Source organism: Enterobacter sp. 01-M-02-SI-ECC (assembly GCF_047530595.1).
Lineage (GTDB): Bacteria > Pseudomonadota > Gammaproteobacteria > Enterobacterales > Enterobacteriaceae > Enterobacter > Enterobacter cloacae_M.
This window is the reverse complement of record NZ_JBLKCZ010000002.1, coordinates 346,107-359,488: the sequence shown is the minus strand read 5'-3', so window position 1 is coordinate 359,488 and position 13,382 is coordinate 346,107. Positions and strand designations below refer to the sequence as shown.

Below are 13,382 nucleotides of genomic sequence, written 5' to 3'. Positions count from 1 at the left end.
ATAATGCTTTTAGTTATGAGCAATAACACACGCCGAATGCGGGTTTGCCAGGGGAATCCCTCTTATCTGCGGTTTTCGCCTCAATCATTTTTTAGGAATTTTCTTAGGACGAAACGCATCTGTTACCAGGAGTCGCTATGCCTTCACTGCGGGATACATTGCTGATTTTCTCTGACCTGGATGGTTCACTGCTGGATATTCACACCTATGAGTGGCAACCCGCCATGCCCTGGCTGGACAGGCTGCTGGATAATCAGGTTCCGGTCATTCTTTGCAGCAGCAAGACCGCGGCAGAGATGCTGGATCTCCAGCTGGATCTGGGGCTTGAAGGCTTGCCTTTTATTGCCGAGAACGGCGCGGTGATTCAGCCTGACGTACGCTGGGATAAGATTCAGCGCCAGATCAGGGGGATGACGCACCGGGATATTCGCCCGCGAATCGAGCAAATTCGCCTGCAGACGGGCTATAAATTCACTACCTTTGACGACGTGGATGAGCACGTTATCAGCGAGTGGACCGGACTGACGCGCTACCGTTCGGCGCTTGCCCGCAAGCATGAAGCGTCCGTCACGCTCATCTGGCGCGATACCGACGAGAAAATGGTTCAGTTTGAAGAGGAGCTGGCGAATGTCGGACTGAAATGCCTGCAGGGCGCGCGCTTCTGGCATGTGCTGGACGCCCGCTGCGGCAAAGACGTTGCGGTAAACTGGCTAATTGAGCAATACCGCGAGCTGGAAGAGATTGAACCCACCACGCTGGGGCTCGGCGACGGTCCCAATGATGCGCCGCTGCTCGACAGCGTTGACTTCGCGGTAGTGATTAAGGGCATTAACCGTGAGGGCATCACGCTACGGGACGATAACCCCGCCCGGGTTTATCACACCCGACAGCCCGGCCCGGAGGGCTGGCAGGAGGGGCTGGATCATTTCCTTTCTTAATCCCGCCAGACGACCCGGTTACGCCCGCTCTGTTTGGCCTGATACAGCCGGATGTCCGCCACGGACTGCAGCTGTTCAAACTCGTAGTTTCCCGCTTCATCCGCGCTGCTGACCCCCAGCGACGCGCTGACGCGCAGGGTCGTGCTCTTCTTCACCAGGATCTCCTTACTGTTGATGCGGCAGCGAATACGGTCCGCGACGCTTCTCGCCTCCTCCAGGCCGATCCCCGGCAGGACGACGCAAAACTCTTCCCCGCCTACGCGCCCTGCCACATCATTCTTGCGTAACGCGCTGGCAATCAGCCCTGCCGTGTGGGAGAGCACCTTATCCCCGGCCTGATGGCCGAAGCGGTCGTTGATGTTTTTAAAATGGTCGAGATCGATCTGAATCACCGAGAACGGCAGCGACTGCTGGCGACAGGTTTCCGCCAGCAATTTTGCGCGGTCGAACAGCGCGCCGCGATTATTCAGCCGGGTAAGCGGGTCATGCCAGGCCTGCCACTGGAGCGAGTGCTGAAGCGTGTACATGTTACTCACCATGCGGCGGATCACCAGCCACGAGATCAACAGCATGGCGGTAAAGAGCGCCCACATCAGCGCCAGCACGATACTGATGCTGCCGAAGTCGTCCTGTACCCCTTCGTGCAGGGTGTGGATCCGCAGGACAACGCCGTCGAAGTGATCGAGCCGCTCCCAGCTCACAAAACGGCTTCCGAGGCGGATCCCGCCGCCGGTAGCGTGCTCAATCGCCTGCGCAATCTGCGCCGTTTCGCGTTCGTCAAAATGGTTAACCGCGTTTTCCGTATGGGCAGAGGTGGCAATCATATTGAGCCGGGTATCGTACAGCTGATACTCCCCTTCCGTTCGGTCTTCCGTCGCATCGGCCAGCAGACGCTGCATGGTGCCCAACGTAAAATCCATCGCCACAACGCCATACCAGTAATGATCGAAATAGATGGGGACGCTGGCGGTAATCGTACGTTCATCATTGGTCCAGGATGACGGGGTAGAGATAAACCAGCGCACCGCGCGCGCGCGATTGTTCCGCTCTGACTGCTGGGTAAACCAGGACTGCGTGACAAGATGGTAATAGCGGGAGGTAATGTCGCCCGCCTGGTCCGGCGTATCCGTGGAAATGAAAAATCCCGCGCGGGAGACGTAGATCACGCGCGCTTCCGTTTGCGCTCTCGACGACGCCAGCCTGAGCAGATACCCCACTTCGAGCGCGGCAGAAATTTCATGACTGATGCGCTCAGCATCCCGATTCAGAAGCGTGGTTTTATCCACGAACACATCCGAGACCCCGTTTATGGGAAGCGTGCGCTTTTTATCAACGGCAATCTGCCAGGTTGGGAGCATGCGGACGGTATTAAAGCGTGATACCGCATCCTGTAAGACTTCAAAGGCCAGCGGCGTCTCGATCGCATCATGCATGCCCTGACGGAAAAACAGCATCCTGTCCACGCTGTTCTGCAGCTGCCGGTCCAGAGAACTGGCCACCGTATCCAGATGATTGCGCTGGCTGGAGATGTAGGCCTCTTCCAGTACCACCACTTCACGCCAGGTCAGTAGGGTGGAAAATACCAGAACCACCAGAAAACAGAGATTAACAATCAACCCCGGATTGCTACGCTTATGCAGCCATTGCAAAAAGGATTCTCTTACAACAAAGGTATCGCGCTGCACACACACTCCCTGATCGCTGCCTTACACCCGGTACTGGAGATAAAAACGCCCGGCAAAGCCGGGCGTTATGTGATTAAGCCTTGTCCCGCTGGTGCTGCCCGTCCCCCGGCTGAAGCTCATCTTCACGAAATGCTTCCCGCTTGATGCCATAGCCATCGTGCCACCGACATTCCACCATTCCGCTGGAATAGCCGGTCACAATCATACGTGGGCCGCCCTTCTTAGGCTTAACTTCATCACTGACCAAAAAGACCATACCTGCCTCCTGTATCAGGGTGAAACTGTTTCAATTTAGACGAGGAATGGTCTTTTTGCATCCCACAACGGGTAACAATTAGTGCGACGTGCCGCGTATTTTTTCAACCAGCTTAACTGCCGCAACCACGATAGCGCCAATGATAAAGCCCAGCACCAGATTCAGCAGCGTGGGCAGAATTGCCGCGACCACGGCCCCCTGCGCCGAGGAAAAATGTTCGATAGCATGGTGCAGCGGCGCGATACCGTGAACCACGATCCCGCCACCCACGAGGAACATCGCCAGCGTGCCTACCACCGACAAACTCTTCATCAGCCACGGGGCCAGCACCAGCAGGCTTTTGCCGATGCCTCTTGCCACCGCGCTCGTTTTCTCTTCCAGCCAGTAGCCAATATCGTCCAGCTTGACGATCAGTCCCACCAGGCCGTAGACGCCGACGGTGACCAGAATGGCGATGCCGGAGAGGATCAGAACCTGATTCAGGAGCGGCGCGTCAGACACGATACCCAGCGTAATGGCGACAATCTCCGCGGAGAGGATAAAGTCGGTCCGAATAGCGCCTTTGACCTTATCGCGCTCGAAGGTTTTCGGATCCTGAGCGGCCAGCGCTTCAAGACGCTGCTGGCGCATCTCCGGCGTATCGCTCTGCTTGCGCGCGCTAAAGGAGTGCAGGACCTTCTCTACGCCCTCGAAGCAGAGAAACGCCCCGCCAATCATCAGCAGCGGCGTGATGGCCCAGGGAATAAACGCGCTGATCAGCAGCGCCAGCGGCACCAGAATCACCTTATTCAGGAAGGAGCCTTTTGCCACGCCCCACACCACCGGGAGTTCACGGTTAGCCCTTACCCCACTCACCTGTTGGGCGTTAAGCGATAAATCATCTCCCAGCACGCCTGCAGTTTTTTTCGCCGCCAGTTTACCCATCACTGAAATGTCATCCAGTAAGGTCGCAATATCATCCAGCAATGTTAATAAGCTACTTCCTGCCAAAATCTTAATCCTTCATTTTTTGGTAATTAAGTGAATAGTATGGAGCAAAAGCGCAAACCCGGAAACACCCACCTCGCGTCAACAAAAAATTCACATCAGCTACACAATTAAAGGGCTCGCCAGCGCGATAGTTTTCGCGTTTACTATCAGCGACCTTTTTATTTCGTCGTGAGGGATTATGCGTTTCCGGCAATTGCTACCGCTCATTGGGGCACTCTTTTCGCTGTACATCATCTGGGGCTCAACCTACTTTGTCATTCGCATCGGCGTGAAAAGCTGGCCGCCACTGATGATGGCTGGCATCCGCTTTCTCTCGGCTGGCGTGCTGCTGCTGGCCTTCCTGCTGCTGCGCGGGCATAAACTTCCCCCGCTGCGCCCGATGATGAATGCCGCCCTGATCGGCCTGCTGCTGCTGGCGGTGGGAAATGGGTTTGTAACGATTGCCGAGCACCAGAACGTACCGTCCGGGATCGCCGCCGTGGTCGTTGCCACCGTACCGCTATTTACCCTCTGCTTTAGCCGCCTTTTTGGTATCCGCACCCGCAAGCTGGAATGGCTGGGGATTGGTATTGGCCTTGCCGGTATCATTCTGCTGAACAGCGGCGGTAACCTGAGCGGGAATCCGTGGGGCGCAATCATCATCCTGATTGGCTCGATGAGCTGGGCGTTTGGTTCCGTCTACGGTTCGCGTATCGAACTGCCGACCGGCATGATGGCGGGGGCGATTGAAATGCTTGCCGCCGGAATTGTGCTGCTGCTCGCCTCCACGCTGACGGGAGAAAAGCTGACGACCCTGCCGCCTCTGTCGGGCTTTCTGGCGGTAGGCTACCTGGCGCTGTTTGGTTCCATCATCGCCATTAACGCCTATATGTTCCTGATCCGCAACGTCTCCCCGGCTGTCGCGACCAGCTATGCCTACGTCAACCCGGTCGTGGCCGTGCTGCTCGGAACGGGATTGGGGGGAGAAACGCTCTCACCTGTGGAATGGATTGCTTTAGGGATCATCGTGTTTGCCGTCGTGCTGGTCACCCTGGGCAAATATTTACTGCCCGCAAAACCTGTGGTCACGCCTTGCGAGGTGGAGAAACCGTAAGCAGGTGAATACCCTGCGTGTCGATCTGCGCGGTCTGGCCGCCGCCGCAGATCCACTCTTCCAGCCGTTCGGTCAGATCGGTATCGTTCAGTTTTAATCTGCCTCTCAGCGCGCACTCCCAGACGATCAGCACCCGCCAGCCCTGCGCAATCAGCGCGCTGAGATCCCGGCGGTCGCGCTCGACGTTCTTGCCAATTTTATCCAGCCAGAAATCGGTGCGCGTCGCGGGGACTTTAAACAGGTAGCAGTCGTGGTGATGCCAGAAACAGCCGTGGGTAAAGATGATGCCTGCCAGGCGTCGATGACGAAATCGGGGCGACCCGCAAGCGCGGGATCCTGCACGCGGAAATCAAACCCCGCCTGCGTCAGCAGCCCGGCCAGGCGCTTTTCGATGGCGGTGTCACGCGTGCCGATGGCACGCATATTTTTGCTGCGCGTGGCCTTATCGTGAACATCCGTCATTGACGGCCTCACCCTGACGGAGTGCCACCGCCTGTCTGATGCGCGAGGCCAGCAGTTTTGCCACGGCCGCGAACGCGGGAACCACCACCGAATTACCAAACTGGCGGTACGCCTGAGTATCCGAAACCGGAATGCGGAAGCGGTAGCCCTGCGGGGTCTCAAATCCCATTAACCGGGCGCATTCCCGCGGCGTTAAGCGTCGCGGACGGTGACGCTGGTTGTGCGGATCGTCGAAATCTTTTTCACCCAGCGCCTTGTCCCAGCCTCGGTCGATCAGGATCTCTGCCCCGTCCTTATAGTATCGAGCGGACAACGTGCGGGTCACGCTGTGCGGATCGTTGGGGTTTACCATTCCAAAACCGAAGCCGTTGCCCTTCGCCTGATGTTTCTTGGCATAGCGGTAGAGGTATTTCCACAGCACCGGGGTAAGAATAAATTTCGCGTCAACGACAGGTTCCAGCAGGTCGGCCACGGTAGGACGACGCTCTGGATACAGAGACGGGATATCCCGCAGGGTGAAATCACCCTTGAGATTGAGGTCGCGGCGGAACCCCACCAGCACGATACGTTCGCGATGCTGGGGCAGAAAATGTTTCCCATCAATGATTTTGGGATCGTCCGCGCCCATGTCCTGCGAGTCGGCCACGTCATAACCCAGCTCATCCAGGGTCTGCATGATAATGCGGAAGGTTTTTCCGCCGTCGTGGCTCTTTAGATTTTTGACGTTTTCCAGCACAAAGATGGCCGGGCGGCAGGCATCGATGATGCGCGCCACATCAAAAAACAGCGTTCCCTGGGTATCGCAGGCAAAACCGTGGGCGCGTCCGAGTGCATTCTTTTTGGAGACACCGGCCAGCGAGAAGGGCTGACAAGGGAAGCCGGCCAGCAGCACGTCATGCGCCGGGATCGTCTGGCGAATATGCTCGGCGGCCTGTTCATCGCTCACGCCGCTTTTATGGCTCAGGGTCACATCGCGGATATCCGCGTTGAAATGATGCTCGTGCGGATCGCAGTACCAGTTGGCCTTGTAGGTCCGGACGGCATGCTTGTTCCACTCGCTGGTAAACACGCACTGTCCGCCGATAGCTTCAAAACCGTGTCGGATACCGCCGATACCGGCAAACAGATCGATAAAGCGGAAGGCATAGTTCGGATGCGCGGCAGGAGGACGCGGAAGCAGGTTTTGCAGATAACGAAACTCGCCTTCACTCAGGCGACGCCCTGCGCGTTCGCTGGTCAGCAGACGCTTAAGGATCGCCGGGCTCCAGTGGCTCTCGCCGTGCGCCACCAGCATATTGGCCAGCGTTTTAGCATCATAGATATCCAACAGCTGGTGCAGCAACGCCTGCACCGTTGCCGTTGATTTCTCAGCCTGCTCGGGCGCGGGCTCTGTCACTGATAGATTTTCCTGCATTCTTTTAACCGGAGAGTAAAGACTGGGAACAGATTACCACAGTTCAGTTGCGCAAACTGCGACGGAAGCGGCTCAACACCTGGCTATCCAGCCCGATGCAGTCACCGTGTAATTCGGCACTGAGTTTCGCCATAAACTGGATCAGGAAATCGGCATTGTGACGTGCCAGCTCGCGGCCCATTTCCGTTTGCATTGTATCAGGCAATCGCAGCAGCTTGGTCTGAAAATGGTCCAGGGCAAACGCACGATCGTCAAGGATACGCGCATCGGCAAAGGGATCGTCAGCATCAAAAAGCGGCACGCCCAGCGCGCCCGAGACGGCAAAGACGCGCGCCAGACCTATAGCGCCTAACGCTTCCAGCCGGTCTGCGTCCTGCGCAATTTTGGCTTCCATGCTCTGCGGCGCAATTCCGGCGCTGAAGCTGTGCGCCTCAATCGCGTGCGCGACGCTGGCTGCGTGCTCTGGCGGAAAATCAGGGAAGTCGCGGCGCAGAATGTCACACGTCCTGCGCGCTGCCATCTGGGATGACCGGCCGCGTTCGGGATGGTTTTTCGGCAGGCTGACAATATCGTGGAAATAGCATACGGTCAGGATCACCAGCGGCTCCACCGCCTGGTCAGCCATGATTTTTTGCGCCGTCATCCAGACCCGACGAAAATGCGAAATATCATGTGCGGTATCGTCGGTGCTGTGGTTTTCCTCGAGCCAGCGCTCAAATCGCTGCTGCCACCGGACAAGTTCCATCGTCATATCCTGTTGTTTAAAAGTGCATGAATTATAACATAGACGAATTAAATCAATTTAAAAATAGAATCACGAAATACTTAATAATAATTACACCATATAAATTCAATGAATTAATTCACAGGAAAAATAAAGAGATTAATAGAAATATCTGGAAATGTTTATTAGAATTTAATTACATTTATTTTCGAAACTAAATAACATTCCCTGGAATAGTATCAAGCCTGTAATTACGGAGGTTGATTACATATATTCATGTAAATTATATTTAAAGGGAATATATAATGAAAAGAAAAGTTCTGGCAATTCTGGTACCCGCATTATTAATGGCAGGCGCAGCCAATGCGGCTGAAATGTACAACAAAAACGGCAACAAAGTTGACCTGTACGGCAAAGTCGACGCGCGTCATACCTTCTCTGACAACCCCGGCGACGACGGCGACGAAACCTATGTGCAGGTTGGCTTCAAAGGCGAAACCCGGATCGCTAACGACCTGATCGGTTACGGTCAGTGGGAATACAAAACCTTCGCTAACGATACCGAAGGCGCGGGTAACAAATCGTTCAACCGCCTGGCGTATGCTGGCCTGAAATATGGCGAATACGGCTCATTTGATTATGGTCGTAATTACGGCGTCATGTACGACGTAGAAGCCTGGACCGATATGCTGCCTGTATTTGGCGGTGACTCTTACACCTGGACCGATAACTTTATGAACGGTCGTGCTAACGGTCTGGCCACCTACCGTAACCAGGATTTCTTCGGTCTGGTTGAGGGTCTGAATTTCGCGCTGCAGTATCAGGGTACGAACGAAGGCCAGGATGCAACAGAAGATCAGGAAGGCACGAAAAACGGCCATGACGATGTTCGTTTCCAGAACGGCGACGGCTTCGGTATGTCTACCTCCTATGACTTTGCTGGCGATCTCTCAGGCCTGAGTCTGGGTGCGGCGTACTCGTCTTCTGACCGTACTAACGAGCAGGTTGCTTACGGCAAAGCCGCGAAAGGCATAGGTTATGCGGGTGGCGATAAAGCTGAAGCCTGGACCGTGGGCGCAAAATACGATGCAAACAGCGTTTACCTGGCGATGATGTATGCGGAAACCCGCAACATGACGCCAATCGGTAACTTTGGTATCGCCAACCAGACCCAGAACTTTGAAGCGGTAGCCCAGTACCAGTTCGACTTCGGTCTGCGCCCTTCCCTGGCATGGGTCTACTCAAAAGGTAAAGACCTGGACGGTAAAGGATTCAATCCGGATCTGGTTAACTACATCGACCTGGGCATGACGTACAGCTTCAACAAGAACTTCTCCACCTATGTTGACTACAAAATCAACATGCTGGATCAGGACGAAGCGCTATATGATGCATACGGTATTTCCACCGACGACATCGTTGGCGTAGGCATGACCTACCAGTTCTAATCCCCAAAATACCAAAGGCCGCAACTGCGGCCTTTTTTATATCTTCACTTTAAATTACGGCGCTTCCTGCAGCGCCACGCGAATAAACCCGTTATTCTGCGCCAGCAGCTCATGGGCTTTCCATGCATCCAGCCCTGTCAGCACCATCAATACCGCCGTTTTACAGTTATGGTTACAGCTCGCCAGCGCGGCTTTTGCCTCGGCCCGTGTGCATCCCCCCGCTTCCATTACAATCGCAATTTGCCGTTCAGCCCATTTGGTCGCGCTTGCCTCAAGATCCACGCGCAGGTTGCTGTAAACCCGTCCGGTGCGGACGGCCAGCCCGGTGGCGATCATCGCGAGGATCATTTTTTGCGCGATCCCCGCTTTAGTGTTGATATAGCCTGCGACGACATCGGCCCCCAGCTCCGGAGCGATAACCATGCTTGCCAGCTGCGCGGCTTCGCTTTGCGCATCACCGGTAACAATGGCGACCGGTGAACCCAGCGACCACGCATGACGCATTGCCCCCCAGACCCACGGCGTTTTTCCGCTGACGGTCACGGCCAGCATCATATCGTGTTCACCAAACTTGATGGCCTGCAGATCGGCAACGCCGCGCTCGTAGCTCCCTTCCCCATCTTGTGCCGTAACGGCCATAACAGGAGTTTTGCCCGGCGCATATTCATCGGCAACCTGTTGCGCTACGCGCCCTGACGGCCCCGCGCCAACAACAATCAGGCGACCGCCGTGGCTGAGCGTCGCGGCGGCGTTGTCCACCACGCGGGCAATAGCATCTAGACAGGGGGTAATAGCAGCAGAAATGAGTGCATCATCCTGGTGAATGACTTTCAGCATGTCCAGCGTGGACAATCTATCAATATTCATCGTGCTGGCGTGCCGTCTTTCCTTGACCGAACCGGTAAGCATAATGCTCATAAACAGCCTCCTTATTATGAGTACCCACACACTATAAAGTGTTTTATATAGACGACCTGCGAGGAGGGTCACGAAAAGGGGACCAAATCCACGCCTTTACATGGCTTTAAGAAAAGCGCGTCATCGGCGATAATTACCCCTTTCTTAATTATCGCGGAGTGTTAATGAGCGATTTGCAGCCTTTCCTTACGACGCGCAAGCGACCCATGAAGCTGAACACCCTGGTCACGCTGATGGTGTGCGCGATTATTGCCTCTGTGCTGCTGGTGGTCTTTGCGCTCTACTCCGTACAAATCACCCGGGCGACCCGCGATGATGTTAAAGATACGGCTCTGGGTATCGCCAGAACGCTGGCCAACAGCCCGGAGATCCAGCGCGGCCTGATGCAGCCACCCCAGGCGGACATCATTCAGCCCATCGCCAAAGCCGTCACCCAACGCAACGATCTGCTGCTCACCGTGGTGACCGACATGCGGGGAATTCGCTACTCGCACCCGAACGAAGCCCTCATCGGCCTGCACTTTATTGGCAACGACCTGGAACCTGCGCTGGAAGGTAAAGAGAATGTCTCCGTAAACCGTGGCGCCCTCGCCGAAGCGCTTCGCGTCTTCACCCCCGTTTACGACAGCCAGCACGACCAGATCGGCGTGGTGGTAGTCGGTATCTCCCTCAAAAAAGTGGAAGATCAGATTGCCCGCGGACGGCTCAACGCCGTCTGGACCATTTTGTTCAGTATATTTATGAGCTCCATGGCGATTTGGGGTCTGGTGCGGGTACTGAAACGCATCCTGTTCGGGCTCGAACCTTACGAAATTTCCGCCTTGTTCGAACAGCGTCAGGCGATGCTGCAGTCGCTTCGCGAGGGGGTGCTGGCCGTCGATATTCACGGGCGCGTGACGATGATCAACCAGACCGCCAGAGAAATATTGCTTCTCCCCTCCGGCAAGCAGACCGAAAACGCCAGCGCCCCCCTGCTGGCCAGCCTGCGCGAAGTCTCAAAGACGGGCGCCGCGCGCCAGGATCAGGAGATCAGCTGTAACGGGCGTCTATTGCTGTGCAATATGGTGCCCGTTAAAAGCCAGGATCGGGTGATCGGCGCCATCACCACCTTCCGTGATAAAACGGAAATCAGCCAGTTGATGCAGCGTATTGATGGCATGGTTAACTACGTCGATGCCCTGCGCAGCCATACGCACGAGTTTATGAATAAACTGCATGTGATCCTGGGCCTGCTGCACATGAAGCGCTACGACAAGCTGGAAGAGTACATCATCCAGACGGCACATAATTACCAGACGGATATCGGTACGATACAGAGCAAGGTAAAATCCCCGGTTATTGCCGGGTTCCTGCTGGGTAAAATCAATCGGGCGAAAGAAGCGGGCGTCACCCTGACGCTGGCGGATGAATGCCAGATACCGGATACCGCGAGCGAAGAGCAGGTCGCGGTGCTGATCACCGTGCTGGGTAACCTCATTGAAAACGCGCTCGACGCGATGGAAGGACAGCAGGAAGGTGAGATCGGCCTGCTGCTGCATTATCAGAACGGCTGGCTCAGCTGCGAAGTGAGCGACGATGGCCCCGGCATTGATCCCGCTCAGCTGGAGGCTATTTTTACAAAGGGCTTCTCAACAAAAGGTGAAAACCGCGGCGTTGGGCTGTTCCTTGCGCGCCAGCAAATCCAGAACCTCGGCGGTGATATCACCGTCGAGTCTGAGCCCGGCGTTTTTACCCAATTTTTTGTTCACATCCCCTGGGATAGCGAGAGGAATATCGCGTGATAAATGTATTAATTGTCGATGATGACGCCATGGTAGCCGACCTCAACCGTCTGTATGTCAACCGTGTTGAAGGTTTTAGCTGCTGCGGCGTCGCCTCCACGCTAAACCAGGCCGAGGCCATCATTAATAACCCCGGGCACCCTGTCGATCTGGTGCTGCTGGATGTCTATATGCAGCAGGATAACGGGCTGGATCTGCTGCCCGTTATTCGCGCATCCGGGCGCCCAATCGATGTGATTATGATCTCGTCGGCTGCCGACGCCGCCACGATCCAGACCTCTATCCATTACGGGGTGGTGGATTATCTGATCAAGCCGTTCCAGTTCCCGCGCTTTGAAGAGGCGCTGAACGGCTGGAAGGCAAAGCACAGCCTGATGGGTTCGCACCAGTATTATGAGCAGGCCGACGTCGACCGGCTGATCCACGGTGGGGCGCCGGAACTGGCGGACAGTAAAAAGCTGCCGAAGGGGTTAACGCCGCAAACGCTGCGCACGATTTGCCAGTGGATTGACGCTCACCCGGAGACGGAATTTTCTACCGATGACCTGGCTAACGCCGTCAATATCTCCCGCGTATCCTGCCGTAAATACCTGATTTGGCTCGCGCAAATCAACATTCTGTTCACCAGCATTCATTACGGTGCCACCGGGCGTCCGGTGTATCGCTATCGTCTCCAGCCGGAGCAGACCGGCCTGCTCAAGCAATACTGTCAGTAACGCGGTAGTCATTATCCAGCAGGGTAAAACGGAAGTGGTGCATCGATGAGATCACCACTTCTTTTGTTTTGGTCACAAAAATCGCTTCGATATCAGGACGAGAGCGCAGCACAGCGCAGCCCTTCTCTACCCCCATGCCGTACATCAGCGTAGTCCAGATATCGCCGTCAATAGAGTCTTTCGAAACAATCGTCACGCTGTCCAGCTCGTTGTCCAGCGGATAGCCGGTGCGCGGATCGAGAATATGGTGATAGCGCTTGCCGTTTTGCTCAAAGTAGCGCTCGTAGGTTCCAGACGTCACGACGGACAGGTTCTCTACGGTCATCGTGCCGATCAGCGCATCCCCGGCGAACGGTTTTTTCAGCCCCACGCTCCAGCCCCCTTCCGGCGAGCCTAACGTCTGAATGTTTCCACCGAGGTTGATCAGCCCCAGCTCAGCGCCCTCTTTATGCAGGTAATCACGCACCCTGTCGGCGATATAGCCTTTGGCAATGGCCCCCAGATCGATCTCCATCCCCGCTCTGGTCAGAAACACGCTGCTGCTGGCCTCATCAAGAAGGACATCTTCAGGACGGGTTATCGCCAGCAGCGACGCAATTTCCTCCGCAGGCGGAACGCTGTCCCCCTGAAAGCCAATTTTCCAGCGCTTCACCAGCGGACCTATCGCCAGGTTAAAGGCGCTGTCCCTGAACAGGCTTGCCGCTTTTGCACAGCGGATCAGCTCAAACACCGGCCGGCTGACGGTAACCGGATGCTGGCCAGCCGCATGGTTGATGTCCATCACCTGCGAGTGCGCGCGATTAACGGTGAGCAGATCTTCGTACTGTTTGATCAGGCGAAACACGCGGGACGCGAGGGCTTCATCGTGGGAGAAGAGTTTCAGGAGAATGGGTGAGCCCATCAGGACGGCGGAATAACTGTAAACGCGATGGTCATCAGGCATGACTGGAGTCCTCA

13 protein-coding genes and 1 pseudogene are annotated in these 13,382 nt (G+C 55.7%); 5 read left to right on the top strand and 9 right to left on the bottom strand.

The genetic code is table 11. The features are described 5' to 3' along the window. The first annotated feature begins 137 nt into the window (after positions 1-137). Positions 138-938: a mannosyl-3-phosphoglycerate phosphatase-related protein gene (locus ACMWLG_RS04795; protein WP_023312313.1), complete on the top strand. Its 801-nt coding sequence runs from the start codon at positions 138-140 to the stop codon at positions 936-938. On the opposite strand, the gene dgcQ is transcribed toward ACMWLG_RS04795, so the two are convergent. The 3 genes from dgcQ to ACMWLG_RS04780 all read right to left on the bottom strand — a co-directional run bounded on the left by dgcQ (position 935) and on the right by ACMWLG_RS04780 (position 3,869). Then, entirely contained in the window at positions 935-2,623 is a 1,689-nt protein-coding gene (dgcQ, locus tag ACMWLG_RS04790) for a cellulose biosynthesis regulator diguanylate cyclase DgcQ (protein ID WP_045403196.1), read from the bottom strand. The genes ACMWLG_RS04795 and dgcQ overlap by 4 nt on opposite strands. Before the next feature lie 73 nt (positions 2,624-2,696). Continuing rightward, on the bottom strand, positions 2,697-2,879 hold the full coding sequence (locus ACMWLG_RS04785) for a YodC family protein (RefSeq protein WP_023312315.1): 183 nt from the start codon (positions 2,877-2,879) through the stop codon (positions 2,697-2,699). Positions 2,880-2,957: 78 nt separating this feature from the next. Continuing rightward, a complete protein-coding gene (locus ACMWLG_RS04780; RefSeq protein ID WP_023312316.1) occupies positions 2,958-3,869 on the bottom strand; it encodes a DUF808 domain-containing protein in 912 nt (303 codons plus the stop codon). Positions 3,870-4,047: 178 nt separating this feature from the next. Between ACMWLG_RS04780 and yedA the strand changes: the two genes are divergently transcribed. Continuing rightward, the gene (gene yedA / locus ACMWLG_RS04775) at positions 4,048-4,962 is read left to right on the top strand and encodes a drug/metabolite exporter YedA (protein WP_045403193.1); all 915 of its coding nucleotides are present in this window, start codon (positions 4,048-4,050) and stop codon (positions 4,960-4,962) included. Here the strand turns inward: yedA and ACMWLG_RS04770 are convergent. The 4 genes and pseudogenes from ACMWLG_RS04770 to ACMWLG_RS04755 all read right to left on the bottom strand — a co-directional run bounded on the left by ACMWLG_RS04770 (position 4,934) and on the right by ACMWLG_RS04755 (position 7,583). Further along, the gene (locus ACMWLG_RS04770; protein WP_406943461.1) at positions 4,934-5,095 is read right to left on the bottom strand and encodes a hypothetical protein; all 162 of its coding nucleotides are present in this window, start codon (positions 5,093-5,095) and stop codon (positions 4,934-4,936) included. The two genes, yedA and ACMWLG_RS04770, sit on opposite strands and share 29 nt — an antisense overlap. Before the next feature lie 168 nt (positions 5,096-5,263). Next, a pseudogene (locus ACMWLG_RS04765) lies at positions 5,264-5,385 on the bottom strand (very short patch repair endonuclease); the annotation flags it as partial. 19 nt (positions 5,386-5,404) lie between these two features. Then, positions 5,405-6,820 (bottom strand): DNA cytosine methyltransferase, encoded by a 1,416-nt coding sequence (locus ACMWLG_RS04760; protein ID WP_045403190.1) that lies wholly within the window; start codon positions 6,818-6,820, stop codon positions 5,405-5,407. 61 nt (positions 6,821-6,881) lie between these two features. After that, on the bottom strand, positions 6,882-7,583 hold the full coding sequence (locus ACMWLG_RS04755) for a phosphohydrolase (RefSeq protein WP_045403187.1): 702 nt from the start codon (positions 7,581-7,583) through the stop codon (positions 6,882-6,884). A 284-nt stretch (positions 7,584-7,867) separates the two neighbouring features. Between ACMWLG_RS04755 and ompC the strand changes: the two genes are divergently transcribed. Then, complete coding sequence (gene ompC, locus ACMWLG_RS04750) at positions 7,868-9,010, top strand: porin OmpC (RefSeq protein WP_045403184.1); 1,143 nt, start codon at positions 7,868-7,870, stop codon at positions 9,008-9,010. Between the two features lie 54 nt (positions 9,011-9,064). Here ompC and ACMWLG_RS04745 read toward each other — a convergent pair whose 3' ends face one another. Then, positions 9,065-9,928 carry an N-acetylmuramic acid 6-phosphate etherase gene (locus tag ACMWLG_RS04745; protein WP_045403180.1) on the bottom strand — a complete coding sequence of 288 codons (864 nt, stop codon included), beginning with the start codon at positions 9,926-9,928 and terminating at the stop codon, positions 9,065-9,067. Positions 9,929-10,092: 164 nt separating this feature from the next. Here ACMWLG_RS04745 and ACMWLG_RS04740 point away from each other — a divergent pair, with 164 nt between their 5' ends. Further along, a complete protein-coding gene (locus ACMWLG_RS04740; protein WP_045403177.1) occupies positions 10,093-11,709 on the top strand; it encodes a sensor histidine kinase in 1,617 nt (538 codons plus the stop codon). Continuing rightward, positions 11,706-12,425 (top strand): two-component system response regulator DcuR, encoded by a 720-nt coding sequence (gene dcuR, locus ACMWLG_RS04735; protein WP_023312324.1) that lies wholly within the window; start codon positions 11,706-11,708, stop codon positions 12,423-12,425. The genes ACMWLG_RS04740 and dcuR overlap by 4 nt, the downstream gene beginning before the upstream one ends. On the opposite strand, the gene ACMWLG_RS04730 is transcribed toward dcuR, so the two are convergent. Further along, positions 12,406-13,368, bottom strand: coding sequence for an FAD:protein FMN transferase (locus ACMWLG_RS04730; protein ID WP_023312325.1), 963 nt, complete (start codon positions 13,366-13,368; stop codon positions 12,406-12,408). The genes dcuR and ACMWLG_RS04730 overlap by 20 nt on opposite strands. Positions 13,369-13,382 lie beyond the last annotated feature (14 nt).